17 protein-coding genes and 1 pseudogene are annotated in these 25,720 nt (G+C 58.9%); 11 read left to right on the forward strand and 7 right to left on the reverse strand.

Going from position 1 to position 25,720, the window contains the following annotated elements; translation table 11 throughout:
* Window positions 1-56 precede the first annotated feature (56 nt).
* The 4 genes from CFB89_RS19060 (at window position 57) to CFB89_RS19075 (ending at window position 6,415) form a co-directional block, all read left to right on the forward strand.
* Window positions 57-1,919, forward strand: a complete 1,863-nt coding sequence (locus tag CFB89_RS19060; RefSeq protein WP_089469199.1) for a methyl-accepting chemotaxis protein — start codon at window positions 57-59, stop codon at window positions 1,917-1,919.
* A 763-nt stretch (window positions 1,920-2,682) separates the two neighbouring features.
* Window positions 2,683-3,381 carry a hypothetical protein gene (locus CFB89_RS19065; RefSeq protein WP_179233479.1) on the forward strand — a complete coding sequence of 233 codons (699 nt, stop codon included), beginning with the start codon at window positions 2,683-2,685 and terminating at the stop codon, window positions 3,379-3,381.
* Window positions 3,378-5,306 carry a patatin-like phospholipase family protein gene (locus tag CFB89_RS19070; protein ID WP_089469201.1) on the forward strand — a complete coding sequence of 643 codons (1,929 nt, stop codon included), beginning with the start codon at window positions 3,378-3,380 and terminating at the stop codon, window positions 5,304-5,306. The genes CFB89_RS19065 and CFB89_RS19070 overlap by 4 nt, the downstream gene beginning before the upstream one ends.
* A 569-nt stretch (window positions 5,307-5,875) precedes the next feature.
* Window positions 5,876-6,415 carry a hypothetical protein gene (locus tag CFB89_RS19075; RefSeq protein ID WP_144030134.1) on the forward strand — a complete coding sequence of 180 codons (540 nt, stop codon included), beginning with the start codon at window positions 5,876-5,878 and terminating at the stop codon, window positions 6,413-6,415.
* A gap of 333 nt (window positions 6,416-6,748) precedes the next feature.
* Here CFB89_RS19075 and CFB89_RS19080 read toward each other — a convergent pair whose 3' ends face one another.
* Complete coding sequence (locus tag CFB89_RS19080) at window positions 6,749-8,677, reverse strand: ATP-dependent endonuclease (RefSeq protein ID WP_089469203.1); 1,929 nt, start codon at window positions 8,675-8,677, stop codon at window positions 6,749-6,751.
* A gap of 529 nt (window positions 8,678-9,206) precedes the next feature.
* On the opposite strand from CFB89_RS19080, the gene CFB89_RS19085 reads away from it, so the two are divergent.
* Window positions 9,207-9,503, forward strand: coding sequence for a hypothetical protein (locus CFB89_RS19085; RefSeq protein ID WP_089469441.1), 297 nt, complete (start codon window positions 9,207-9,209; stop codon window positions 9,501-9,503).
* A 200-nt stretch (window positions 9,504-9,703) separates the two neighbouring features.
* Here CFB89_RS19085 and CFB89_RS19090 read toward each other — a convergent pair whose 3' ends face one another.
* The 3 genes from CFB89_RS19090 to CFB89_RS19100 form a co-directional block, all read right to left on the reverse strand.
* Window positions 9,704-10,945 (reverse strand): amidohydrolase family protein, encoded by a 1,242-nt coding sequence (locus tag CFB89_RS19090; RefSeq protein WP_089469204.1) that lies wholly within the window; start codon window positions 10,943-10,945, stop codon window positions 9,704-9,706.
* 12 nt (window positions 10,946-10,957) lie between these two features.
* On the reverse strand, window positions 10,958-12,274 hold the full coding sequence (locus CFB89_RS19095; protein ID WP_089469205.1) for an MFS transporter: 1,317 nt from the start codon (window positions 12,272-12,274) through the stop codon (window positions 10,958-10,960).
* Between the two features lie 132 nt (window positions 12,275-12,406).
* Window positions 12,407-13,318 (reverse strand): LysR substrate-binding domain-containing protein, encoded by a 912-nt coding sequence (locus CFB89_RS19100; protein WP_089469206.1) that lies wholly within the window; start codon window positions 13,316-13,318, stop codon window positions 12,407-12,409.
* Between the two features lie 195 nt (window positions 13,319-13,513).
* Here CFB89_RS19100 and CFB89_RS19105 point away from each other — a divergent pair, with 195 nt between their 5' ends.
* The 6 genes from CFB89_RS19105 to CFB89_RS19130 all read left to right on the forward strand — a co-directional run bounded on the left by CFB89_RS19105 (window position 13,514) and on the right by CFB89_RS19130 (window position 20,739).
* Window positions 13,514-13,924 (forward strand): TIGR02594 family protein, encoded by a 411-nt coding sequence (locus CFB89_RS19105; protein ID WP_089469207.1) that lies wholly within the window; start codon window positions 13,514-13,516, stop codon window positions 13,922-13,924.
* A 256-nt stretch (window positions 13,925-14,180) separates the two neighbouring features.
* The gene (locus CFB89_RS19110; protein WP_179233480.1) at window positions 14,181-16,703 is read left to right on the forward strand and encodes a type VI secretion system Vgr family protein; all 2,523 of its coding nucleotides are present in this window, start codon (window positions 14,181-14,183) and stop codon (window positions 16,701-16,703) included.
* A gap of 16 nt (window positions 16,704-16,719) precedes the next feature.
* Window positions 16,720-17,346 (forward strand): DUF3304 domain-containing protein, encoded by a 627-nt coding sequence (locus tag CFB89_RS19115; protein ID WP_089469209.1) that lies wholly within the window; start codon window positions 16,720-16,722, stop codon window positions 17,344-17,346.
* Window positions 17,343-19,523 (forward strand): DUF2235 domain-containing protein, encoded by a 2,181-nt coding sequence (locus CFB89_RS19120; RefSeq protein WP_089469210.1) that lies wholly within the window; start codon window positions 17,343-17,345, stop codon window positions 19,521-19,523. Before CFB89_RS19115 ends, CFB89_RS19120 begins: the two co-directional genes overlap by 4 nt.
* 37 nt (window positions 19,524-19,560) lie before the next feature.
* Window positions 19,561-20,448, forward strand: a complete 888-nt coding sequence (locus tag CFB89_RS19125) for a DUF4123 domain-containing protein (protein ID WP_089469211.1) — start codon at window positions 19,561-19,563, stop codon at window positions 20,446-20,448.
* Window positions 20,449-20,457: 9 nt separating this feature from the next.
* Window positions 20,458-20,739: a PAAR domain-containing protein gene (locus CFB89_RS19130; protein WP_077179869.1), complete on the forward strand. Its 282-nt coding sequence runs from the start codon at window positions 20,458-20,460 to the stop codon at window positions 20,737-20,739.
* Window positions 20,740-20,800: 61 nt separating this feature from the next.
* Here the strand turns inward: CFB89_RS19130 and CFB89_RS19135 are convergent.
* The 3 genes and pseudogenes from CFB89_RS19135 to CFB89_RS19145 form a co-directional block, all read right to left on the reverse strand.
* Window positions 20,801-21,410: pseudogene (locus CFB89_RS19135) on the reverse strand (integrase core domain-containing protein); the annotation flags it as partial.
* Window positions 21,411-21,464: 54 nt separating this feature from the next.
* Complete coding sequence (locus tag CFB89_RS19140) at window positions 21,465-23,978, reverse strand: EAL domain-containing protein (RefSeq protein WP_089469212.1); 2,514 nt, start codon at window positions 23,976-23,978, stop codon at window positions 21,465-21,467.
* Window positions 23,979-24,360: 382 nt separating this feature from the next.
* A complete protein-coding gene (locus tag CFB89_RS19145) occupies window positions 24,361-25,680 on the reverse strand; it encodes an EAL and HDOD domain-containing protein (RefSeq protein WP_256979709.1) in 1,320 nt (439 codons plus the stop codon).
* Between the last annotated feature and the right edge of the window lie 40 nt (window positions 25,681-25,720).

Genomic DNA, 25,720 nt, shown 5'->3' on the forward strand with positions numbered 1-25,720 from the left:
GCCCGCCTGCCGATAACCCAATCTGGCTCAGACCGAGCGGTTATCGAGGGTTCCCCATGCACTTCTGGCGCAAGCTTTCCATTCAGAACAAGCTGATTCTCAGCATGACGAGTTGCCTGCTCGTGTTCGTCGCGATTTCGAGCGGGCTCAGCGTCCGGCTGATCGGCAACGCGGTGCGCGATCGCGTCGTCCGCGAGGAACTGCCGACCGCCGTGAACGGCATCCGCGCCGACGTGCAGCGCCAGATGGCCGGCCCGATCGCCGCGTCGCGCATTCTCGCGCGCGATGCGTTCCTGCTGCAATGGGAAGCCGACGGCGAACCCGACGCCGGCACGCGCAACTGGATCCAGCTTGCGAAGAACGTGAAGGACGAGCAGAAGGCCGCGTCCGTGCAGTGGGTGTCGGTGAAGAGCGGCAACTACTACAACGAAGGCGGCTTGCAGCGGAAGGTGACCGACAAGGATCAGTGGCTGACCAGCTTCCTGTCGTCTGGCAAGGCGTACGACGTGAACATGGATCGCGAGGTGACCGTCGGCGGCTACATGATGTTCATCAACAGCCGCGTGGAACTCGACGGCGTGCCAGTCGGCGCGGCGAGCATGAGCCTGTCCGTCGATGCGCTCGCGAAGGGAATATCGGCTTACCGGATCGGCGAGACCGGGTTTGCGTACCTCGTGCGCCCCGACGGCGCGATCATGATGCATCGCGATACGTCGCTGATCGATGGCAAGCATTTTCTGAAGGATGAGCCGGGGCTGCCGGGCGATGCGTCGTCGACGTTGCTTGCGGGCAAGCCGTATGCGTACCTCAGCTACGAGGGTGATGGTGGCGCGCGTTTCATCGCGACGTCGTTCATTCCGGAGCTGAATGCGTATGTGGTTGTTCAGGTGCCGGAGGCTGAATTGCTAGGGCCGGTGACGCGGGCGATTCGTAGTGCGGCGTTGGTCGCGGCGGTGGTGGGGCTCGGGGTTGCGTTGCTCGTGATCTGGCTAGTGGGACGCGCGATTGCCGCGCCGATTAGGCGTGCGGCTACGCTGCTGTCGGAGATCGCCAGCGGTCAGGGCGATTTGACGCGCCGGATGGCGGTCGAGAGCGAGGACGAGATCGGGCAGTTGTCGGATGCGTTCAATCGGTTCGTGTCGTCGTTGTCGACGCTCGTTCATCGGATTCGTGCGGCTTCGGCTTCGATCGCGACCGGGTCGGCGCAGATTGCCTCGGGGAACGCGGATCTCAGCGAACGCACCGAAGGGCAGTCGAGCAACCTGGAGCGGACGGCTTCGTCGATGGAAGAGATCACGGCCGTGGTGCGTAACAACACCGAAACGGCGACGACGGCCGCGAAGATGATCAACGGCGCGGCGGATACGGCGGCGCGTGGGGGGCAGGTGGTGGGCGAGGTCGTGACGACGATGGAGCAGATCAGCGACGCGTCGCAGCGGATCTCCGAAATCATCGTGATGATCGACAGTATCTCGTTTCAGACGAATATTCTGGCTTTGAATGCTGCGGTGGAAGCGGCGCGGGCGGGGGAGCAGGGGCGTGGGTTTGCTGTCGTCGCTTCGGAGGTGCGGAATCTGGCGCAGCGCAGTGCGCAAGCGGCGAAGGAGATTAAATCGCTGATCGAGCACAGCGCGGGGACTGTGGGTGCCGGGTCGCGGCTCGTTAGTGAGGCGGGGAAGGTGATGAGTGATGTTGTCTCGCAGGTTCAAGGCGTTAGCGCGATGATGAGCGAGATTGCAGAGGCTAGTCTGGAGCAGAGTGCCGGGATCGATCAGATTGGGGACGCGGTGCAGTCGCTCGATCAGATGACGCAGCAGAATGCGGCTTTGGTCGAAGAAAGCGCGGCAGCTGCGGAGAGTTTGAAGCAGCAGGCGGCGGAATTGACGAAGTTGGTGTCGGCTTTTAAGGTGGATGAGTAAGGGTTGATTGGGGGGAGTAAGGGGTGTTGCTGAGGGCGGCTGCCGTTGGGTCACGGTGGCCGTTTTTGTTCGTCGGCGCGGGATGGGGCGGCGTTTTTGGAAATGAAACGCATTTTCCACATCGAAGGGCTGAGACGATGGTGCTTGTCGCCGTGATTGCGGTAGTGGGGCGAAGGTTGTCAGTCCGTCGACGGATTCTTATCTGGCTTATCGGGAGAAGGTTGCGGCCGAGATTAGCGCGGCCAGGATGGAAGATCAGGCGGCTTTGGGCAAGAAATATATGGCATGAGGTGAGTGCAAGCCTGGTTAAGGTCGTCGGGACGGTAAAGGTGAAAGGGTTTCCCGGAGACGCGAGAGTAACGTGCAAAGCGTTGTTCCCGATGACGGGGAAGGTGAATCTGCTTGTACCGATGGTTTCGCTTTTGAAGGTTTGGGCCAAGACGGATGTGGATGGACTACTGTTCGCTTTCGGCCAACTACTGCCATTCGTTACCCACTATGCGATGCCACTTGGGTGTCCACTTCCTACGAAATAGCGACATTGTGAACAGTTGCAGGTAATATCTGCGGATCGATTTGCGAGGCCGCAACCGAAGGCCAAACCGGTATGCAATTGAACTCTAAGGTGTCGAATTCGTCCGGATGTCCGCGGTCACCCGCGAGGCGTACTGGCAACTTGTGGCCGGAGTGCAGCAAAAAGGCCGAATCTCTTGTCGCGGTTCCTGGATTGCCGCTGCTGTCGCAGACGCCCGCGGTGCCAGTAATGGGCCAGGAAGTCGCCTATCTCCAGCAGCAGTTCGATGCATTATTGGCGACGCAAAGGGACTTCCGCACGATCGTGGAATGCCTCCGCAACGCAGGTCTTAGCGCAGCGGTTGTCGGCGGTTGGGCACGAGATCTTCTCATGGGCAGAGCTCCACACGATATCGACATGGTTGTCTTTGGTGCAGAAAGCAAGCAACTAGAAAAGATCCTGCCCCCGGCGAAGCGCAGAACCGCGTTCGGTGGCGTTGCATTTGAATACGGTGACATTGAAATCGATTTGTGGTCGCTCGAGTCTACCTATCTCATCCGGGAGTTTGAGCTGGAGCTGACGCTTGAGACCCTGATGCAGGTGATCGATTTCAATATCAATACGCTCTTGTTCTCACCAAGGCAATTCGCGCCCGAACCGCACGCGATGCAGGCTGGCGCCTTGGAAGCATTTGAACGTAAAGAGATCGATTTCAATTGCGGCGTTGTGCCCTTGCCAGTGGCGCAAGTATCCCGCTTGGCCTACTTTTCCGCCAAGCTTGAATTCACGCTGGCACCGCGTGTGAGGCAGTTCATGCGTCAACAGTGCGTCGAGCGCTCCCTGCGAGCCGAAGTAGAAGCCAATCTGCGGCAATATTGCCCAGTTCAGTATCGCGACGCAACGCTAAAAATTCTAAACGAAGCGGTCGACAGACACGACCAAATATGAGCGAAGAGATTCGTACTCGATACTTTGCCAATTGCCTCGCGGTATTTGAGGGAGGTGGAGTTCGCACGGCCGCTTTCGCGGGTGCATATGAAGCTGCTGCTAAGGCAGGTATTGGATTCAGTGATGTGGCCGGTACGTCGGGTGGTTCAATTGCCGCTGCGCTCGTGGCTACTGGCGCGCCACCCGACATAATCTCGAAACATGTGCAATCACTGGATTTCGCAAAGCTGGCTTCTGGCGGACCGAACAAGAGTCAAAAGTTGATCGTTCAGCCGAGTGCGTTCAAGCGCGGTCTTGCATGGATATGCTCTAGCGAATATCGCAAGATCGGCTCCATCGTCACACACGGTGGACTCTATGATTCGAAAGCACTCGAAGATTGGGTGGAGCGCGTTCTATCCGAACTTCTCGGCCGCGACGGTAGCTCGCGCCCGGTACGCTTCGATGATCTGCCGATCCCGCTGCACGTAGTTGCTTCTGATTTGGGCAGCCGCGAGCCCAAGGTGTGGAGTAAGCATAAGACCCCAGAGGACAGCGTCGCACTGGCCGTGCGTTGCTCTTGTGCAATACCGTTTTTCTTTCAACCAGTATGTTCTGGTGGCACGACCTACGTCGACGGCGGTGCGCTAAGCAACATGCCTAGTTTTGTGTTTGCGAACGGTCAAATAGCAAGGAGCAATCGGCGTATCCTTACGTTTAGGTTGCGTCAATTACCTAACGACAATAAAGGCGTCGAGTCGATTGAAGGGTTGGCCAAGGCCATCGTTAACACCGTTGTTGATGGGGCGAGCAAGATTCAGCGGGAATTGCAGCCGAACCAGTTCTTCGTGGATATTAACACGGGACACATTAGCTCGACAGACTTTAGTCTTGATGATAAGAAGAAGCGGCTTCTCCATGATGAAGGTGTACGGGCGACACGCAAATTTGTGCGCAATGAGCGAGAAGAGCTTGCAAAGGTACAGCCAGCAGAGCGGTATTTTGGTCGAGATGAAAAATACCTCCTTTATGTCCAAACATTTCACAATTGCAACGGTGAGCTGATCATCGCAGATATGGCGAGTGACTGGCTATATTGGTTGTTCCCCGCGCTACTCGACGCAATTCAACGCGGAGTCGTTGTTCATTGCTTGACCCACCCGAGCGATGACATCCACGAACTGCGACGTCGGCGCTTACTAAAGGCCGTAGGTGTGGATGTAAAACAGGTTGGCCTGTTACCGTACCGCGGGATCGTGTGCGATCCAGGGTCAACGACTGCCAGTGTCGCAGTCACAACAGGTGAGAGCCATCAGAACGAGGATACCAGGCTCTACACCGCGGGTGCCGATGGAGCGGTTGTCGAACTGCTAATTGCAGCTTTACAGATAAACAAAGGTTCCTCAAGACAACCGCGATCGTTCCCGGTGCGGGCTTGCTCCGAGGGTGAATTATTCGATGTACTCCGGGCTGTACCGCAGTATCAACATGCGAAGTTTGACCTAGAGAAGGTCAAATTTGACGAATCCTTGCATGGTACTCAGACCTTTGTGAAGGAGTTTAAGTACGTGCAGATCGATGGCATGTGCAAAGACAATACCGTACCCATGCTGGTGCCGACCTGGATCGACCTGAATGGTTCAAGCATTTCAAGTTTGACCATTCCACCAGTGGTTGAGAAATCCGGTGATCGCTTTGTCATCGTCGAAGGGCACGTCCGTGCGATGCAGAGCCAGCGTAGAGGGATGGATTCATTTAACGCAGTCGTCGTGCGTCAGGTCCATGAGCCGCTTCCGGTGGAGCCCCGTCCGTTCGGAAAGATTACGCTCGAATCTAAGACTGTGCCTAAATCTGAGCAATTCCCGGGTCACGTCGACAATCGGTGGCGTTATATAGAAAGGGACGCGCGAAATGCGCTTTGGGCCCGGCTAGCCAGTGACGATTAATGCTGGAAAGAACGGAGCATAGTCCAAAGGGGTGCATCTCGTTAGAGAGCTGGAAATGCTTCTATCCTTTCCGGCCAGTGCCGCACCATGCAACGAATGGCTGTCGTAATGCCGTCGTTTCGAGCGGTAGATATGGATCTTTGTGTTGGTCGCGCGTCGCGGGGCGGTGTCCGGCCGAGTTTGGCCACTTCCGGGCGCTCGCTTTGAGCTTACGAAGATATTCGAATTTCGGTTCGATCTGGTCACTGGGCCGTCGGATGAGCGCTCGTGCAATAATGTGCCCACCTCATATGTGGACAACCGAGAATTGGGCGAATATCTTGGATGCTTGATCGGCCGAAATCGCTTCTGCAACGGAATTTTGCAGATGGACTTATTGCTGTCGTTGGCTCCGGTTTGCCATGTGCTGAAGCCGGCTGCTAATAGTCATTGGATCGGCGAGTCCGGATCGGCGACAACCTGGTGGTTGCCATTCCATTCGTTACACTACGAAAATCGCCACATTCCACTTTTTCCTCTTGGGATCGCTCTATAGTCCACCATTAATTAAATTTCGGAATGGAGATGGCATGACGTCAATTTCACCTGGATTGTTATCTTGGGCCGACTTTCTTGCAAAGTCTAGTCAGTTTTTATTCGGTTTGTGCGCTCTATCAATTTCACTGTGGGCAGTGATATTCAAGAGGAAGGATTTGTTTAGGACTGAGCTGGTCAAGAAGCAACTGGATGAGGTCGGAAAGGTTAGGGCCTCTCTGCAATCGATTTTCTTCGATTTGTATTACATTCCGATTATTGAGCAAACGATGCGTGCGATGGGGTGGAATTTTGATGCCCTAAAGGAGCACGACCCGGAGTCATGGGAGCAGTATTGTCGCTATAAAAATACTTCCCTTGAGCTTTTCTATAAATTCTCGGACAGAAACTACTATCTATTCCCTAAATGGATAAACTGGGAGAGGCGGCAGAAATTTTCAAATTCCATGAAGGATTTTGCTCCATTTACTCTTGTGGCGACGGCATCCAAAAGCTCGAGCGAACGAGAGGCCTATGCAATCGAGATTAACAGAATGAAGGACTATCTTGATGATGTACTCCAAACACATACCTAATCGTCGATCAATCGAATAGTTTGCTGGCATTGCTTGCGGCTACATCAGGCCCCCTGGAGCTGCCAAGATCCGCTGCACCCGTCGGCAGCGGCCGCAAGGTGCCGCTCATATGCGGCGTCTCTCGGACGTTTAAACGTTGGCTATGCCCCGTAACCGGACCATCTAATCGTAAAGGTCGGACGCTTTGGCTTCAGCATTTGCGGGCGCTGATGTAGTTCGATGATTGTGCCATTGAGTTCCGTATACCGGCGGCTCGACTATATCTGGGAGCTGGGCGACACGCTTGGAGGCGTAACATGCCGACACCCAGTTTGAAGGCTCGCTAGCTACATATCAAAGTGTTCCGAACTCAAGTATTTTTGTGCAAAGCTTGTTAAGCGATTCAGAGCCGGCACCTTCATCCAGAGCGAATGCCAGCTTAGCGCCGATAAACAGCGGATTTTTCTGCAAGCCTTTCGCGTTTCCATAAGACAAATGTGCTTGTGTCTTGATCCGTTCAAACCCCTCGGAGCCTAGGTTGGAAATCAGTTCGGAGTCGACCGTTTGGCCGAGATTCGTGTGCCACATGGTATAGTCCGCGCCCCACACTGTCTCCGTAGGAATCGGATTCTGGTCGTCGCCACCCAGCATCTTCAGTAGCGCTGCGTTATCCCTCACATGGTGGGCCTTGTATTTTTCGTCACAGTCGGCATCACCATCGAAGAGCAGAAAAGTGGGGATCTCTAATTGTCGTGCAATGATCGCGGGCCGGAGCAGATGGCTCTTATTATCGACCGGTACGATGTGACAGCCTGCTTTCCTGAAGTCCAGCATTCTGTCGGTCAGCGTCATCCACGCGTGAATGTAGGCGACGTCCTCGATGCCCTCCACTAGGACGAGCCGTTGCGCGAAGAAAATCTCGCTGAGCGTAGGCTGCAGGATTTGGGCAATCCTAGCGAGACTTCCCCGGGGCGTAACAAGTGGTTCGCCGGAGAGGCGTGCATATTCCTCACCGATTTTTGCCGGAGACGGGCGCGTTGCATAAGAGGCTTTCGTCTCTGAGTGTCGGCGCACGAGCCGTACGCTTTCGAATGACTCTCCAGAGACAAACAGCGGACTGTGCGTCGTCGCCAGTACCTGGGAGCCGCCGGCGGCAAGTCTATTTAGGACGCTTGCAAGGTGTCGTGCCTGCGGCGGATGTTGATACAGTTCAGGCTCTTCGCAACCAAGGATTAAACGCGGTTCGGTAGTTCCGCTTTCTGTTGCAAGCTCCTGCAATAGGGTGAGCAGGAATGAGCGCTGAAAGCCGTGGCCGAAGCGAGCTATGTCGCCCTCGAACGTCCCCTCACCAGCGATGATTTTCGCGAACGGCTCCTCCACCTTAACGGATTTGTCTGGATCCTGCTGCCAACTGACGCGCAGACTTGTGTCCGGGTGCGCCCACTGCATGAGCCGCGTCTGGAGTGAACCCGAGATACCTTCAAGCGCCCCTTGGCTCTCATCGAGAAGCTTTTGATACTCGTCGCGAGCCTGCTGTGCAACAGCGTTCAGCCGCTCCGTGAAGTTCACCTTAGAGCGGACTGTTCGCGCAAGTAGCCTGCCTAGTGCGGTCGCCCTGCCTTCAGACTGCTCCGCAGTAGCGTCTTTGACTGCTGGAATGTAGACCCACTGCACATATTTCTGCAGCCGGTTTGCACCCTTGCTGACACCATAGAACTGGTCTTCACTCGGAATGAGAACACATTGTTCGGGTAAGCTCGCTTCGTAATTTCGCAGCTCATCGGCCATCGCACCTACGCTGCTTGCCTTAGGCAATTTGAACTCGGCTTGTAGGGCCGCGTAAATCTGCTTAAGTTCGTCAGCCTTTCCTTTGTCGCCTTGGCGTTTGAAGAAATGCATGAATTGGGCCATGCCGAGCCGTTCACCAAGCTGCCGGACCTCGGCTCGACCGGCGACGGGATCGAAGGTGGCTTTCGCGGTGACAATCAGACGGTCTTGGCGAAAATACTCTTTGAATTCCTGCTTGGCGTCGTCATTCAAGTCGCAGAACGTGACGGTAATTTCGATAGGCTCGGACGTGTCTTTACGATGAAAGTCTTCGGCCGATAGGTAAGTGACATCCGTAGCCACACCGTCGGCCTCTCGAAAAAAGACGTTAAGCGCAAACAGGAAAGTTGATTTTCCTGCGCCGTTCGGACCGACGAAGCAGTTGTAATAGTCGACGTCGACGACTGCGTCCTTGATGGTCCTCAGATTCTTGATGCGAACAGATTCGATACGCATGATGTCCCCGGGTTGTGGTCTTCTTGTTGTCGAAATTCAAACACAAAACGTGCCGTTCTTGGCGTATTTTGCCCGCTTTTTCTGCACGCTCAGGCACGGGGTGGCCGTGTCGCTTTAATGTATGCCATTCGACCGCGCCGGCCCGGCCGTCAGTAATGGGGCGGTAACGGCTAACCGTATCTGCTCCGTTTGGTTTTGCGTGTCGGCGAACATCCAGCAACGTAGCCTGACGAATTCTCGCCATCCGTCTTGTGTTGCGCGCACCTATGCCTAACGGCCAACCCCCCTCATTTCTCCATTTCTGAAATGCCAGCCCGACTACACTGATCGTGAAGCCTTGCTTCTCACCATCGGAAGCTGAACGCAGCCCTCTCCGCCCCGATGGTCGAAATAAAGCCGTCTTGCCCAACAAGACCCAGCGAAGAGGGGAGAAAGAAGGGGAAACCCGAGGCAACAAAGAAGCGCGGGCCGCATGGGCGGCAACCCATACGACCCGCTGACCACCACCAACTCGCCACAGGAGTCGGAAATGGCTGACGCCAATACTAAGCCACGTCGTAGAAAGAACAAACCCGTCAACATGCAGAAGACGTTTGAGCTGGTCCTTCGCAACTACCCGGACCTTCCCAAACGAGGCTGGCCGTACCTGCCATGGATGAAGGCGATCGACATTGATTTCAAGATCTTCGGATTCAAGCCTGGCGATCGCGTATACCTGAACGTCAACTACGCGAGCCGGCAGATCATGATCACGCCGGACTACAGCCAGTTGGCGCTGCGAGAGCAGCCGTACCACGATCCTGACCGGGGACCGTCGCCGCTCTAACACCTGCAAGGGCCGCTTGATGCGGCTCTAGCGAGTGGAACGCAGGCGTTGCATGAACACGACTGACCGCCGGGGCACCACCGCCCCGGCCATTGCCGCGAACGCCGCGATTCACATCTCTAGCGACCTTCAACAACTGTCACGACCGCAAGGTCCGTGAGGCCACACCGTGTCTGCCGAAATAGCCGTATGGCGTCAAATCACCGCCCGCCGACACGCCGCTTCACAACGGCTCCCCGCTGCAACACATACTCGACCCGCGCACCTTCATCGGCCACGACGCCAATATCCTCAAGCGGATTCCCATCCAGCACGACGAGATCGGCGATCGCCCCAACCGCAACGACCCCAAGCTCCCTCGTCATATTCACAATCTCCGCCGCCACCGTAGTCGCCGATCTAAGCGCCTCCAGATTCCCCAGCACCTCCGCCCGAATCCGAAACTCCCCAGACTGAAACGCGTGCATCTCGCCGAGCAGATCCGACCCGAACCCCATCTTCACACCGGCCTTCGCATAGATCTCAAGCGACTCGCGCCCTTTCTGTTGCACGGAAGCCACCTTCGCGATGGAATCCGCCGGCATCCCAAACTCCGCCCCATGCTTAGCCAACGCGTCATAAGTCACCAGCGTCGGCACCACAAACGCCCCCCGCTCATGCATCAGCGCCGCAGCCGCCTCATCCACGAGATTCCCATGCTCGATCGTCCGCACGCCGCATCTCACAGCCCGCGCAATCGCCCGCCCCGTATACGCATGCGCCATCACATAAGTATTCGCGGCTTCAGCCTCATCAACAATCGCCCGAATCTCATCCTCCGAATACTGCGTGTTCGCAATCGGATCGGTCGGCGAAGCCACGCCGCCTGACGCCATGATCTTGATCTGCGTCGCGCCTTTCTGAATCTCCTCACGCACGGCGAGCCGCACGCCTTCGACACCATCGACGACCCGCGCAATCGCCCCCGTCCTGAAACAGCAGGAGCAGGGCTCCAGCAGATCGCCACGAGGCCGGAAATCCCCATGCCCACCGGTCTGCGACAACGCTTTCCCCGACGGAAAAATCCGCGGCCCCGGAATCAACCCCGTCTCGACCGCCTGCATCAAACTCCAATCCGCGCCCCCCGCATCCCGCACGCTGGTAAACCCCCGCGACAACATCGCATCGAGAATCGGCAGCGACCGAATCGCCGCGAGAATATTCGGCTGCGTCGCATTCGCGCCGAGATTCGCATTCGACGCCAGCACATGCACATGGCAATCGATGAACCCCGGCATCACGGTCTTGCCGCGCGCGTCGATCACCTGCACATTCGGCAAATCCACCGGCCGATCGGTGACTTCGACGATCCGCTCGCCTTCGATCACGACATGATGATGTTCGAGCAACACGCCTCGTTCGAGGTCGAGCACGTTGCCGCCTTGAAGCACGGTAATGGTCATGGGTAAAAATCCTTATCGAGTCGTTGCGGCCGCACGCTTCGCATCCTTCACGAAGCGCGTGCCGACGAAACTGACGGCCGCCGCGAGCATCACGTAGAACGCGGGCGCCATGTTGCTGCCGGTGCGGGCGATGAGCCACGTGATCAGGAACGGCGCGAACCCGCCGAAGATCGTCACCGCGAAGTTGTACGCAACGGATAGCCCGGTCGACAGCACCTTGGTCGGAAACAGCTCCGCGAACGCCGCGAGGATCGGCCCCGTATAGGCCGCGATCAGCACGCCGAACACGGCCTGGAACACGATCAGCGACGCGAACCCGGGTGCATGGTTGATCCACGAGAACATCGGCCACGCGAGCACGAGGATCGCGAGCGCCGCGCCGGACAGGAACACGCGCCGTCCCCACGCGTCGGCGAGGCGTCCGACGATCGGCGAGCAGCACATGATCATCAGCCCGCCGACCATGCCGGCCGTAAAGCCGGTCGACTGCGGCAGATGCAGCGTGCGCACGGAATAGGTCGGCATGTAGAACAGCAGCACGTAGGTGCAGACGGTCCACAGGATCACCATCGAGAAACTCGCGAACGTCTCGCGCGGATACGTATTCAGCACTTCCTTCAGCGGCGAGCTTTCCTTCGCCTGCGATTCGACGGCGCTGAACGCGGGCGTCTCGTCGATATGGCTGCGAATGAAGTAGCCGACCGGCCCGACGATGATCCCGAGCAGGAACGGCAGCCGCCAGCCCCAGCTATGCAGCGCCTGCGTGTCGAGCGACGTCGTGACGAACGTGCCGGTCGCCGCACCGAGCAGCACCGCGAAGCCGATGCTCGACTGGATCCAGCTCGAGTAATACGCGCGCTTCTCCGGCGGCGCGTATTCGGTGAGGAACGCGGTGGCGCCGCCCATCTCGCCGCCGGCCGAGAAGCCTTGCAGCAGCCGCGCGACGACGATCAGGAGCGGCGCGGCGATGCCGGCCTGTTCGTAGGTCGGCGCGATGCCGATCAGCGCGGTGCCGGCCGCCATCAGCAGGATCGTGAGCGACAGCGCGGCCTTGCGTCCGACCTTGTCGGCATAGACGCCGAGCACGATGCCGCCCACCGGCCGCATGAAGAAGCCCACGCCGAACGTCGCGACGGTGAGCAGCACGGACGTCAGTTCGTTGCCGGTCGGGAAGAACAGCTTCGCGATGATCACCGCGAAGAAGCTGTAGACGGTGAAATCGAACCATTCGAGGCCGTTACCGATCACGGTCGCGACGATGGCGCGGCGGCGCTGTTGCACCGCCGCATCGACGGAAGGCGCGGCGCGCGGGGAAAGCGTTCCTTGCATGGTCTCTTCCTTTGTCAGAAGTCGGGACGGCTGCCCCGCGTGAATCCCATGCTAAGGAGAGCCGCAATTTTTTCTGAAACGAAAGATTCGCATGCCTGCATGCGCTGCACGCATGCGTCGCGCCCGGGGTAGTCAGGGCGCGGTTTGCTTCTCCGCCTGTTCGAACAGCCAGCGGGTGAACAGGCGGGCGGCCTGGTTCTGCGCGCGGTCGTTTGGCGAGATCACGTAATAGCCGCCGCCGTGGCTCGCGGACGCTTCCGTCGCGCGCACGAGCAGGCCGGCTTCGATGCATGCGTCGATCATGTAGCGCCAGCCGAGCGACACGCCCTGGCCGAGAATCGTCATCTGCACGATCTGCGGATAGGAGTTGATCGTGATGTCTTGCGGCTGGGCCTTCTGCCGGTCGACGTCGTTCATGTCGAACCATTCGGACCACGACATCCATTGGCGCTGGCCGTCTTCGAGGCGCAGCAGTGTTTCGTTCGCGAGATCGGCCGGGTCGAGCGTGCGGCCGGCCAGATAGCCTGGCGCGCAGACGGGAAACACTTCTTCGTCGAACAGCCGGCGTGCGGCGTATTCGGCCGGCGCCTGCTGGCGCACGTAGTAGACGCCGACGTCGAATTCCGCGGGCGACATCGACGCAAGGCCGTCGCGCACGATCAGGCGAAGCTTGATGGTCGGATACGTGGCGCGAAAGTTCGGTAGCCGCGGCGTGAGCCACAGCAGCGCGACGCCGGACGAGCACGCGATCGTGAGTTCGAGATCGCCGTACGGCTTCATCACGTCGTGCGTGGCTTGCGCGCATTGCGTGAGCAGATGGTGGACTTGTGCCGCGTATTGTTCGCCGGCGATCGTCAGCCGCAGCGAACGGTGTTCGCGCACGAACAGCGAGCGGCCGAGAAATTCCTCGAGCTGCTGGATCTGGCGGCTGATCGCGCTTTGGGTCAGATGCAGTTCGGCGGCGGCTTTCGTGAAACTCGCGTGCCGCACGGCGGCTTCGAACGCGATGAGGCACTGAAGAGGCGGCAGGGGCGTGATGCGCATGGCGGGCAGGGAGTCGAGGGCGCTGCCTCCATGATACGGGCGGGGTCGACGAAAATCCCGATCCGCGAAGGGCGCGGTGGATTCGCCGTATTCATTCGTGCGAAGATTGGGCGAAACAGCACCCGACACGTACCCGAGAACGACGTGACCCTATCAAACCCTGAGAGCAACGTGAAAGCCGTCCACCCACCCTGGATGCCCGTCGCGCTGGCCGAACTCGGCATCCGCCGCCACCCGCCGGGCAGCATCAACCCGCGCATCGTCGAATACAACAACCAGACGAACCTGGTCGGCTACGACGACAAGATTTCCTGGTGCTCGTCGTTCGTGAACTGGTGCATGGTGCACGCCGGATTCCGCGGCACCGGCTCGGCGCTCGCACGCTCGTGGCTCGAATGGGGCAAACCGCTGGAGCGCCCGGTCTACGGCTGCATCGCGATCCTGACGCGCGACGATCCGACGAGCTGGAAAGGGCACGTCGGTTTCTACCTGCGTCACGACGATGAGCACGTCCACTTGTTCGGCGGCAACCAGCTGGAAGAGGTTCGCGAACTCGCGTATCCGTTGAACGAAGTGATCGGATACCGCTGGCCGTCCACCGAGTGATTCGTGGCGGTAACACACGAAAAATCCAAAATGCGGACGTTCCCGCCATTGCCAATCCGTCGAACACACCACATTGACCCACCTGGAGCCCCGTCGGCGAGCCCCCCACGAGATAAGGGGCTCGCGCGTGGACGTACCTCAAATCTATGCGCTTGAGTTCACCGTGCTGGCGAGGCATTTGACTGTAGAATCGCGCGAGAGAGCTTGTGTCATACTACTGACAATAAAGTAAGAAAAAAGTAATAAAGGGATGGAAATGGATGCGCAAGACATCGTGAGGGCGATGCAGGGCGGATTGCTTCAGCAAGATCGGCTGCTGAAACTCGACACTCCCTTTGGGGAAAATGTATTGCTACCCCAGCGCACTGTGGGCTGGTCTCGGATCGGCCGACATTTCGACTTTGCGGTCGACGTCTTGTCGACACGAAGCGATCTCAAGCTGAAAGACCTGATTGGACAATCCGTTACCCTCTGGATTCAGCAGGCAGATCGGTCCTATCAGCCACGAAACGGTTACGTCTATGCGGCCCGAAGACTGGGATCAGAGGGTGGACTGACCAGCTACCAGATCAGCTTTGCATCATGGATGCATTTCCTGAAATTTCGCCGCGATCAGCGTATCTGGCAGGACAAGCCTGTTGATGAAATCCTCCGGGATGTATTCAACGCGCATCCGCAGGCGAAAGGCCGATTTGAATTTGCGCTGTCCAGGCAGCTTCCGCCGAGGTCGTACTGTACTCAATACGAAGATGATTGGAATTTCGTCCACCGGTTGATGGAAGAGGAAGGACTGTTCAGCATCTGGAAGCAGGCCGACGATGGTAACTCGCATACACTCACTATCACGGATCACCTAGATACGTGTGAACCCCTCGCCGCGCGGTCGGTTCAGTTCTCTCGATACGGTACTAACAGCGAGGTTGACGCGCTGGTTCACTGGTCCGGCTTGCGAACCCTCCATAGCGCGGCCCTGACCACTCGCACATTCGACTATAAGTATCCGTCGCCGCTTGCGAATCCGAAGGGCACCAATATCCCGACCGTGTCACATCAGCTGCCGGAGCAGTTGGAGGTGTATGAGTATACCGGCCCCTATACGTATCTTGATCAAGAGCGTGGCGATCATCTCACCAAGGTGCGCATGGAGGAGTGGGAATCACGCGAAAAGCGGTTTTACGGCACGGGGGGACTGCGCGGTATCGACGCTGGGCGGTGGTTTGAGCTCGTTGGCCATCCGGAGCATGACCGGGAGTCGAGCGAGCGCAGCCAATTCGCAGTCGTCGAAGTGATATGGCTGGTCGAGAACAACCTGCCGGGATCGAACCATCACGGGGACCTTCCTCACAGCCTGAATGGGCGTTTGGCTGAAGCGAAAGCTACCTTCGACGGGCAACCGACCTCTGGAATTACTCATTTCGATGGGTCTGAGGGTTTCTTCTTGGTTGAAATCGAGGCACAACGTAAATCGGTGCCCTTCCGTAGCCCGTGCGAACACCATAAACCCGTCATGCAGATGCAGACGGCGACAGTTGTCGGTCCGCAAGGTCGCCGTGTTTATACGGATGAGTTGGGCCGAGTAAAGGTTCAGTTTCATTGGGATCGGATCGGTCAGCGTGACGAGCGTAGTTCCTGCTGGGTCCGGGTGAGCCACCCTTGGGCAGGCGAGGGATTTGGGATGATCCATGTTCCTCGAATCGGCGACGAAGTCGTAGTGTCGTTTTTGGACGGGGCACCGGATCGCCCCCTCATTACAGGTCGCGTGTCGAACGGAAATAACTTCGTGCAGTGGAAACTGCCAGATAACCAGGCGTTATCGGGGCTGCGTTCCAGAGATCTCGAGGGAACGCAGGCGAATCAAGTTGTAGCCGACGACACACCAGGAAAACTGCAGGTTCAAGTATCGAGCGACTACGAGCAGTCACGCCTCGTCGTTGGCTACAACACACGCATTGACGGCAACGCGGGGCGAAACGAAGCTCGCGGCACAGGGTGGGAGCTGGCAACGGATTCCTGGGGCGTGTTGCGAGCGAACCGTGGCATGCTGGTGACGACCGAGGCGCGTGCGGGTGCAACGGCCGCCGCGAAAGATATGAGCGAGACCGTTGACCGGCTCGGAAAGGCGCAGCAACTGCATGACGCGCTGACGAAGATCGCGCAGCAGAGCGAGGCGCAGGATGCGGACGGCCATCAGGCCGACATCGTCAATACCATTGCGGCACAGAACGAACAAATTCGCGGTACGGGCGCTGGCAGCAACAACGAGTTTCCGGAGTTGTCGGAACCGCATCTGGTGATCGACGGCAAGGCGGGTATTGAGATCACCACACCAGCGACCGTGCATGTGGCGTCTCAGCAGGCCGCAATCACAACAGAAGGTCATATTGGTATTGCGAGTGGACGCAGCCTTTTCGCGACGGTGCGAGACACGCTTCGTTTGTTTGCGCAGACTGGCCCTATGCATCTTGTCTCGGCTGCGGGCGACATCGTATTGAACGCACTGACAAAGTCAATCGTGGCGCGAGCACAGAAGCAGATCCTGCTGGAGAGTGAGGAGATTCTGCTGCGTGCTCACAAATTCCGTGTCGAGGTAAACGGCAGCTTCCTGAATATGGACGCGAGCGGTGTGGTGAGCGGAACAACAGGAAAATTTACCGCGTACGCAGCTTCTCATGATTTGCCCGGCCCGAAGGACCAGATGGTCGATTTGTCTCCGAAGAAGATCTGTGTCGAATGCATGCTTAAGGCAGCCCGGGGCGGAGCGGCCCTGGTGCCCCGTTAATCCGTAGACTTATCCCATGATGACAGACCGACTTTCCCATTTCGGGCGACGTGCGATCCAGGCCGTCGCCTTTGCTGCCGTTTTTTGCCTCGGGGCATGCGATAAGCATCCCGGCGCTATGGCACAGCCGCTTGACCTGTCGAGCCTGCCGAAGCACTACGATACGCTGGGCGTGGGCGCCTCGACCCTCAACTACTCCCCTTGGTACATCCATAAGTGGGGATTTGAGGGGCCGGAGGGGGCGGGGGTAAGCGGCGGTGGCCCCAACGTACTACCCGCTGAAGCAGGCAACAAGCCGTCCGGCGGTGGCGGTGATATGTGCTGCAGCGACATCCCCACTGTATGGCAGCCGGACTTGAGGCTGACGGTGCGCTGGCTGGTTGACAAGAAGCAGGACGGAAAGACACCGGGGTACTGGTACAAGGCGGAAAATGTTCGGATCCCGAAGTATGGAAAGGTTATGGGCGGCCTATGGGCAGTCTTCTTGCCGGACGACAAGGTCCGTATCATGGTCGCCGATGGCCAGAAAGGTGACTTAAACGACCCCGGCATACGTCCTCCAGACACCGATCCGTACATCGCGCACGGGGTTTTGGATCAAGAATGGAATCGGTTGTACCGGAATGGAGGAGGCGCGAAATGAGCCTCAGATGGGCGGATCCGATGCCTCAGGGCGGGCGTATAGCAGGTAGTATCACGGCGTTGAGAAAAGGGCGTGCGTTGGTGTGCGATGCTCTAATGTCTTGCCCTCAGACACTTCATATCACGCTGTTCTTTGACGGCACGAACAATAACGACGAACAGACAAATCCGTTCCGGGATTCGCTTGTTCACACACATTCCAATGTTGCGCGTCTGTATAACGCGGCACTGGACCGATCAGAAGAAGGGATATTTCGTTTCTATATTGCAGGTGTGGGTACACCGTTCAAGAGTATTGGTGAGCAGACGTACTCGACTTCCGGCAAGTCAATGGCATCCGGTTTTGGAAGTCGATGCGTGTGGGGCTACACGAGAGTACTGAATGCTATATATCGGGCTATTGCTACGGACAAGACGCGAAATCTGATTCCGGATAGCGACGTCCAAAGAGTTTGTACAGAAGTGGCCGATGGTCACAAACTCCCGCTGGTTGGCTACACGGATCGATTGGGTCTCGCTCACAAGCAGGCGATCGACGAGGGGCGATATCCGCACACGATCAAGCAGATCTGGATCAACGTAATTGGATTCTCGCGGGGGGCGGCATGTGCACGCGTATTCGTCAACAAGCTGATGAATGAATGGGCACGGGACGGGCGGATTGGATACCAGACTGGCAAATATGCGCTGAATTACAAGGTTAACTTCGTCGGTCTTTTCGATACAGTTGCCTCCGTTGGCCCTCCCGACTCGACTCGTGCGACCGTGGACTTTGGCACGTTTGATGGGCACTTCGCGTTCGCTAACGACGGTCGGCTCGATATTCCTAAGGATGTGCGATTCTGTTATCACGCGTTCTCGGTGCACGAGCAGCGCATGAGTTTTCCGCTTGATTCAATCCGCAACGGGGACAGCTACGGCGGCGGTATCCGTGACGAGGTAGCTTATCCGGGCGTCCATTCGGACGTGGGTGGCGGCTATGCGCCGTGCGAACAGGGTAAAGGAGGAACTGCGGCGAAAGCTGGGGACGACAGCTATAAGCTTAGCCAGATCCCGCTGCACGATATGTATCTTAAGGCCGCCTCGTATGGTGTGCCACTGATGGATAGCGATGCGATAAGTAAACGTGCCGATCTGGTCGCCGACTTTGCTCTCGACCAGTCGGTAATCGATGCATTTAACGCTTGGCGAAAGACCATCGAAAATGTTAGCAGTGTGGAGGACGCTCTGAAGGTCGGATTGGGCCAGATGTTGGCGTGGCGTACGCTGCGCGCAGACATTGGTAATCCGCAGCGCTATGTTACGGGGCAGTCGTTCTTCAAGCGCGCGCACGAAGACAAGATGACGCCGCACAAGGTACAGCAGGCGGTTTCTAAGGCGTCGGAAAACGATCCGACCATGAGTAAGCTCAGGTCGCAATCTCAACTGCTCCAGGCAAACGCCCTGTCAATGGGAGCGGGATACGCGTCGTATATGAGCTCTCAAAAGGGACAGGCAACGGCGCTGAAGGAGGCCATGGACCGGCGCAACGAACAGCTATGCGGTGCAATTGCTCATCCCGGTGTCGCTAACCCCAAACCTGCCCGTCCGGGCGAGGGGCCGCTCGATGTTGCGACCAACGATCAGACCGACCTTCGGCAGGGCGCGGAGGAAATGCGGCTGCTTCTCGGCTACCTGTATCCGGACCAGTGCGAACGGTGGAAAGTGAAGCGCACGGATCATCGCCCAATAGTGACCCGCGGTGGTGATGTGATCAAGGTACCACCGACATTTGTCGTCGAACATGATCAGCCCGGGAGTGATTCCCCCTGCGTGACGCTTGCGTATAGCGGAATACTGCTCAACACGGTCTGGTCGACGCTCGTGCAGAATTATCGCGTCCAGGACGACGTTATGGCTGCGCCATTACCTGGCGTGGAATCATTCCTACGCCAACATACATCTCCCGACGCCGTGAACAAGTTACCCACAGGGGCCATCACTCTATTTGATGACTACGTACACGATAGCCGCTGCTGGTTCCGGGTGCCGTATTTTCACGAATACGCGCCAGGAGGGTACGGTTTCCCACGAGTCGTGTTTGTTGGCGGAGATAAGCGCAAGGCATATCTCGGCCTTGCGTCAAACGCATCGCAGCTGGACTTGGGTAATGGCAGAACACAAGCTGGGTGGGCTTGAGGCGGATTGGAAAGCAAGCCGATAAACAGGATTTCAGATGGAACTACAAGCTACACCTTCGCAAGCGCGCCTGATGGGGCTGGTCGACGCGGCGGTATGTCCGCCGAAAGTGGTGCCTTTGCTGCAGCGTGCTGGCGTACCGTTTCTCTCCGTTTTTGCTGGTCTGCCCGAAGAGGAACTCGGGCCTGCTTCACTATTTTTGGTGTCGGTGGATGACACGGAGGCGGATTGGTTTGTAGAACTCGATCAGCTCGATCGTCATAGTCCATGCCTGTCCTTGATCTTCAGCCGGGTTGAGATGGATGCGCTCGTCACGCATCTGCAAGCATTCCTGTTTGCGGATATTGGCGACAACATGACCGCGATGGTGCGGTTCTTTGATCCGCGTAACACGACGGCGGTTTTGAACACCTGGGGTGAGCAAATTCGCGCCATGTTCATGAGCCCTATCGAGCAATGGATGTACCGAGGGCGTCACAGGGAGTGGCAGCACATTCGAAACGAATCAATGGCAAGCGCGAGGATCTGCCGTTCCGTCATGGTTCAGCTCGAGCCGGCGGACGTCAATACCCTCACGGCGCACACGGAGCCCGACGAGATTCTGGCTTCACTGATCGAGTCCGGCGATGTCGACGGAGAGCGTACCTACCTTGACCGCTTCGAGGATTTTATTCCTCGTTACCTCCGTGCGGTGCAGTGGGGGATCCGCGAGCCGGGGGATCGCCTTTCTTTCTGTCAGCATACTTATATGTACGGGCAGGATTTCGATCGGCATCGGTTTGTTCATGATTTGCTGATTCAGCGTCAGCAGTCTGATGAGTCGTTTAGTGTCGCTATTACTGGCGTCCCGGAAAGTGTATGGGCCGAGATTGAGCGGATGGGTCCACACGACGCCGGGAACGCTTCTCGGCCCGTTACGTTATAGGGAGTACGTATGGCATTGCAGATGATCGTGGTCGGTGATGCGACCTCACATGGCGGACGAGTGATCACTGGATCGGAAACACATAGCATCGATGGCAAAAAGATTGCGCGTTTGCACGATCTGGTGGACTGTCCGGAAAAATATCCGGACGGACGACCACATGGAGTCAACAAGATAATCGAGGCGCATCCGACGGTAACGATCGATGGTCAACGCGTTGCGTTGCACGGCCATCATACCGAGTGTGGGTGCACGTTAATTGGCAGTATGACTGCTCGTGTGGGCGACTGAACGATGCGTAGGTTCACGTCGGTCGTGTCGAGGTGTGCGATTCACGGACATCGTTTCACTTCTAAGGGCGCCGTTTTCGTTGTGTGGTGGAGCTCGCAGCTCCGTTAGGAGACGAGAGCTCCACCATGCGCCGCTGATGTTCGGCGAGGGCCTTGTCGACGCGCCATTCGCGGTGCCGAATTCGCTCTTTCGTTTTGTCGAAGGCACTTTCCATCTCCTCCGCGAGAGGTGTGATTTCGGTCAGATCCGCGCGCGATATGATCGACGGGTGTCTGGCCACTAAGCGAGCCGTGCGGGCGCCGCCGGTTGTAGTCGAACTTCCACTCCTCCATTCGTTGATCGATCGCATTCTCGGTCGGCGAATGATGCGACCTGAATTCGTTGATGTCAGTGAGCTATGATCGCTTGACTTTGCCATTGAGGTGTAGCGAGCGTGGCGGAATAGGTTGGAATATGATGCAATCGCTCGTCAAACGGCGCCGCACCGACTCAGCGAAGAACTCGCCGCCTCGGTCTGGATACGCTGGATCGGGAACGGCCTTCCTCGATGACGCGATCAAGAAAGAGCAGCGTATTTCGGGCAATTCTACGTGGGTAATCCCCAGTACCCGGAACCGCGAGCTGTCGTCAATTGGCGTGTACTGGTACGCGCCTTGAGCGATCGATACGCTTCAACGACAAGGCGGTCTTGCATATCGACCGACGCGCCGCGCCCCGCGACCGCCTCACTCCGTCAGCAGTTCAGCGCCGCGGCGCGACGAGATGCCGACCAACTGCTCGGCGGGCTGCGGCCGCGCGAACAGGAAACCTTGCCCCTTGTGGCAGCCGATCTCCTGCAGGAAGGCCAATTGCTTGGCCGTCTCGATCCCCTCCATCACGACGTCGAGCCCCAGCGCACGCCCCATCGCCACGATCGCGCGCACGATCGCGTCGTCCGTGCTGCCCGAGCCGCAGTTCGTGAGGAACGACCGGTCGATCTTCAGCGTATCGACGGGTAGATCCTTCAGATACACCAGCGACGAATAGCCCGTGCCGAAATCGTCGATCGCCAGGCTGATCCCGCGCGTCGCCAGCTCGCGCAGCAGGATGCCGATTTCCTCGCGGGTGTTCATCGCCATGCTTTCGAGCAACTCGAGCTGCAGGTATTCGGCCGGCAATGCGGTTTCGCTGAGAATGGTCGTCAGGTCGCTGAGGAAGTGGTCGGTAAAGCACTGCCGTGCCGATACGTTCACCGACACCCGCCCGAACTCGAAGCCCTCGTCGAGCCAGCGGCGCGCCTGTCGGCAGGCTTCGTGCAGCACCCATCTGCCGATCGGGACGATCAGCGCGGATCGCTCCGCCAGCCCGATGAAGTCACCCGGCGGCACCAGGCCGCGGTGTGGATGCAGCCAGCGCAGCAACGCTTCCACGCCGACGATCCGGCCGCTCGCCAGATCGTATTGCGGCTGGTAGAACAGGCGGAATTCGTTCTGCTCGAGCGCGCGATGCAACTCGCCGAGCGTCTCCAGTTGCTCGATCGCCGACGACGTCATCTTGCTCTCGAAGAACTGGAACACGTTCCTGCCGCGGCTCTTCGCGCCGTACATGGCCTGGTCCGCGAGCAGGATCAAGTCCTCCGCCTCGGCGCCGTCGTCCGGATAGATGCTGATGCCGATGCTGGGCGTCACGAAGATCTCGCGACCGCCGATATCGATCGCCCGTCCCACTTCGTCCAGCAGCGTGCGCGCGACGCGTCCCACGTCGCGAACGTCGTCGATCTCCTCGAGCACGAGCGCGAATTCGTCGCCGCCCATGCGCGCCACCGTGTCGTTCGCGCGCACGTTGGCGACGATGCGCTCGGCGACCATCTTCAGCACCTCGTCGCCGGCGTTGTGGCCGAGCGTATCGTTGATCAGCTTGAAGCGGTCGAGATCGAGGTACATCACCGCGACCTTGCGACCGAACCGCTTCGCATGGCCGATCGCGTGCGCGAGCCGTTCCTCGAACAGCATCCGGTTCGCGAGGTTGGTGAGCACGTCGTGCGTGGCGAGATAGCCCAGCCGTTCCTCCGCCTGGCGCCGCTGCGTGATGTCGGAAAAGATCGCCGCGTAGTGAGAGATCTCGCCTTTGCTGTCGCGAATGCTGGTGATCGTCAGGTATTCGAGAAACAGTTCGCCGGTCTTGCGGCGATTCCAGATTTCGCCTTGCCAGTGGCCATCGGTCGTGAGCGAATGCCACAGCTGCTTGTAGAAATCAGGCGTCTGGCGCCCGGAACTCAGCAAGCCCGGGTTGCGCCCGATCACTTCGTCCTCGCTGTATCCGGTCAGGCGCGTGAACGCCTGGTTGACGCGCTCGATCCGCGCGTGCCGGTCGGTCACCATGATGCCTTCGAGCGCCGATTCGAACACGCGATCCGCCATGCGCAGGTTGAAGCGCGCGAGCCCCAGCGCTTCGTCGCGCTCGCGCAACGCGCTGCGCAGCTCGTTCGCGTATTCGTGCTCGATGCTCTGCAGCACGTCCGCAAAGCAGAGCAGCCCGGTCAGTCTGCCATCGTCGCCGCGGATGCCGACATGCCGCATGTTGTGTTCGGTCATGAAGCGCTGCGCCGCATACAGGCTTTGCCTGGCGGTCAGCATCTGCAGCGGCCTGCTCGCATGGGCGCCGACCGCGCCTTGGGCACCGCCGTCCGCCAGCAGCCGGACGATGTCGCGTTCGGTCAGGATGCCGTGCTCGCCGTCGTCGTAGCCGACGAGGATCGCATCGAGCCGTTGCGCGCGCATCCGTGCGATGACGTCGTGCAGCCCGGCCTGCTCGGGCACCACGACGGGCGGATGGACGCGGATCGACTCGATCGGCTTCAGGTGCAGGAAAAATTCCGGGCCCTGGTTCACGACGACGTCGGTTTGCGTCAGCACGCCGATCGCGGCGCCGTCCCGCACCACCACGAAGTGCCGCACGCCCGACTGCTTGAACTTCAGCGCGGCTTCACCGAGTGGCGTGTCGGCCTCGAGCGTCAGCACCGGATGGCTCATCACCTCGCTGACCGGCCGATCGAGTTCGTCCGGATTGCCGCCGGCCGACAGGGCATCATGCTCGGTCCAGATCCCGACGACCTGTTCCGCCTTCATCACGACGATCGAGCTGCAACGTTCGGCGAACATGCGTCGCGCGGCCTCCCGCACCGGCGTGTCGGGCGCGCAGGACAGAATCTGGCGCGCGACGAGGCGCGCGATCGGAACATCGTAGCTGTTCGGGTACATTCTCTAACCAAGACGAAAATTTCTCGGCGGCGCGCTTCGATCCGGCCACCTTCGGGCGCGCCCGTGGTGGCCGGCAAGGCATGATGTTGCTTGCCTCGACGGGGGCGCACGCATCGAACTCGACCGCGCGGCATCGACCCGTCGCTCGAGGTGCCGTGGCGGCGAACGCGGCACGTTTGCCCCGGGATCGCGATCGATGCCCGGTTGTCCGGCGAAACCGCACGCCGGCGCACCGCCCTCGCACGGGCTGCCGCCCTGTGTTAACGGCAGATTCGGCGAAGAGTTGAGTGCGAGGACAACATTCGTGCCGTACGTCGGCAAGTCGAGCGGCTGCGGGCTGCCGAGACTGACGGCGTAACCATCGCGCCGCCTGTTGCGACGCTCACTGAGGGCGGCATGCGGGTAGCCCGCGCACCTGATCGTCGTACCACGTGGCGGCGGCGAGCCAGAGCGCGGTCAGGTCGTTCGGGGCGAAGATCGGCATTGCATCGCACGCTGCGCGGATGGCGTCGAAGTCCCCCGATTCCGCTGCCTCGCTGGCGTTCAGGAGCCAACCCAGCTCGCCATGCCGTTCGAGCAGTGCCCGCCGGATATCGGCGTGAATCGGCGTCGTCGTCACGACGTCCTCGATCGTGCTGCCGAACAGCACATGAACCAGTGAGAACACGCCCGCGATGAACGCGGTAGCGGCAAACCGGTCGTCATCGGGCCGCAGCCGGCCCGCGGCCAGTTCCATGAATCGTGCCCGCGCGCCGCATAGCTGGGCCAGCGGATCGGAGCGCAACGCATCCAGACGCTCGTCGGCAAACAGGAGCAACTGGGTCCATCGCGTAATCTGCCGCGTGCCGACCAGCATGATCGCTTCACGCAGTGACGAAACGGGCTGGCTGAGCCCCACCGCGCTCGAATTGAGCAGCATCAGAAGTGGGATGACGAGATTCGGAATTCGCTTGAGTTCGGCTTCGAGTGCCACGATCTCGGGTTCGCCGCCCAGGAGCACGAGCAGGCGCAGCAGCGCGTCGCGCGATGGCGTGACGCGTCGCGACGTCAGCACCTGCGGTTTCGCAAAGTAGTAGCCTTGAAACAGTTCGAAGCCCGCTTGCATGGCGGTGTCATGGTCCTCCGGCGTTTCGATTTTCTCGGCGACCGACATCTTCCCGTGCTGCCTGACGGTGCCGATCAGTTCGGCAAGGTGCGCGTGCGGGCATTCGAGAAAATCGATCTTGACGATATCGACGTAAGGCAGAAATTCGAGCAGGCGCGGGGAAACCAGGGAAACATCGTCCAGCGCGAGCCGATAGCCCGCGCGCCGCAGTTCGCTACAGCGCTTGCCGAGCGCCTCGTCGAACGTCACGGTTTCGAGGATTTCGAGGACGAACCGTTCATGCGGCAACAACCAGACGATGTCGGACATCAGCACGGTCCGATCGATGTTCACATAGCCCGTGCGGTCGCCCAGTGCGGCGGTGAGGCCGATATCGCCGATGAGTCTGCCGATGACCTGCGCGGTGGCGGCGGTGTCATCCGTGATTTGGGCGCGATTGGCTGTCCCGGAGCGGAACAATAGTTCGAATGCGATCAACGCTCCGCTTCGGTCCAGAATCGGTTGCCGCCCGAGGTAGACGTATTCCGGTGTGGCGGCTTTGCCGCCCGACTCCGGTTGATCGCCGGCGGGATGGGGCGAAGGTGCGCTCGTATTCAATCTTGAACGTTCCTTTGAGTTGAGGTCTCGCGGATGCCAG

Source organism: Burkholderia sp. AU16741, assembly GCF_002223345.1.
Taxonomy (GTDB): Bacteria; Pseudomonadota; Gammaproteobacteria; order Burkholderiales; family Burkholderiaceae; genus Burkholderia; species Burkholderia sola.

Excerpts from the sequence above, each read along its gene's own strand:
- CFB89_RS19060 (WP_089469199.1), top strand. The coding sequence starts at position 57 with ATGCACTTCTGGCGCAAGCTTTCCATTCAGAACAAGCTGATTCTCAGC.
- CFB89_RS19065 (WP_179233479.1), top strand. The coding sequence starts at position 2,683 with ATGGGCCAGGAAGTCGCCTATCTCCAGCAGCAGTTCGATGCATTATTG.
- CFB89_RS19070 (WP_089469201.1), top strand. The coding sequence starts at position 3,378 with ATGAGCGAAGAGATTCGTACTCGATACTTTGCCAATTGCCTCGCGGTA.
- CFB89_RS19075 (WP_144030134.1), top strand. The coding sequence starts at position 5,876 with ATGACGTCAATTTCACCTGGATTGTTATCTTGGGCCGACTTTCTTGCA.
- CFB89_RS19080 (WP_089469203.1), bottom strand. The coding sequence starts at position 8,677 with ATGCGTATCGAATCTGTTCGCATCAAGAATCTGAGGACCATCAAGGAC.
- CFB89_RS19085 (WP_089469441.1), top strand. The coding sequence starts at position 9,207 with ATGGCTGACGCCAATACTAAGCCACGTCGTAGAAAGAACAAACCCGTC.
- CFB89_RS19090 (WP_089469204.1), bottom strand. The coding sequence starts at position 10,945 with ATGACCATTACCGTGCTTCAAGGCGGCAACGTGCTCGACCTCGAACGA.
- CFB89_RS19095 (WP_089469205.1), bottom strand. The coding sequence starts at position 12,274 with ATGCAAGGAACGCTTTCCCCGCGCGCCGCGCCTTCCGTCGATGCGGCG.
- CFB89_RS19100 (WP_089469206.1), bottom strand. The coding sequence starts at position 13,318 with ATGCGCATCACGCCCCTGCCGCCTCTTCAGTGCCTCATCGCGTTCGAA.
- CFB89_RS19105 (WP_089469207.1), top strand. The coding sequence starts at position 13,514 with ATGCCCGTCGCGCTGGCCGAACTCGGCATCCGCCGCCACCCGCCGGGC.
- CFB89_RS19110 (WP_179233480.1), top strand. The coding sequence starts at position 14,181 with ATGGATGCGCAAGACATCGTGAGGGCGATGCAGGGCGGATTGCTTCAG.
- CFB89_RS19115 (WP_089469209.1), top strand. The coding sequence starts at position 16,720 with ATGATGACAGACCGACTTTCCCATTTCGGGCGACGTGCGATCCAGGCC.
- CFB89_RS19120 (WP_089469210.1), top strand. The coding sequence starts at position 17,343 with ATGAGCCTCAGATGGGCGGATCCGATGCCTCAGGGCGGGCGTATAGCA.
- CFB89_RS19125 (WP_089469211.1), top strand. The coding sequence starts at position 19,561 with ATGGAACTACAAGCTACACCTTCGCAAGCGCGCCTGATGGGGCTGGTC.
- CFB89_RS19130 (WP_077179869.1), top strand. The coding sequence starts at position 20,458 with ATGGCATTGCAGATGATCGTGGTCGGTGATGCGACCTCACATGGCGGA.
- CFB89_RS19140 (WP_089469212.1), bottom strand. The coding sequence starts at position 23,978 with ATGTACCCGAACAGCTACGATGTTCCGATCGCGCGCCTCGTCGCGCGC.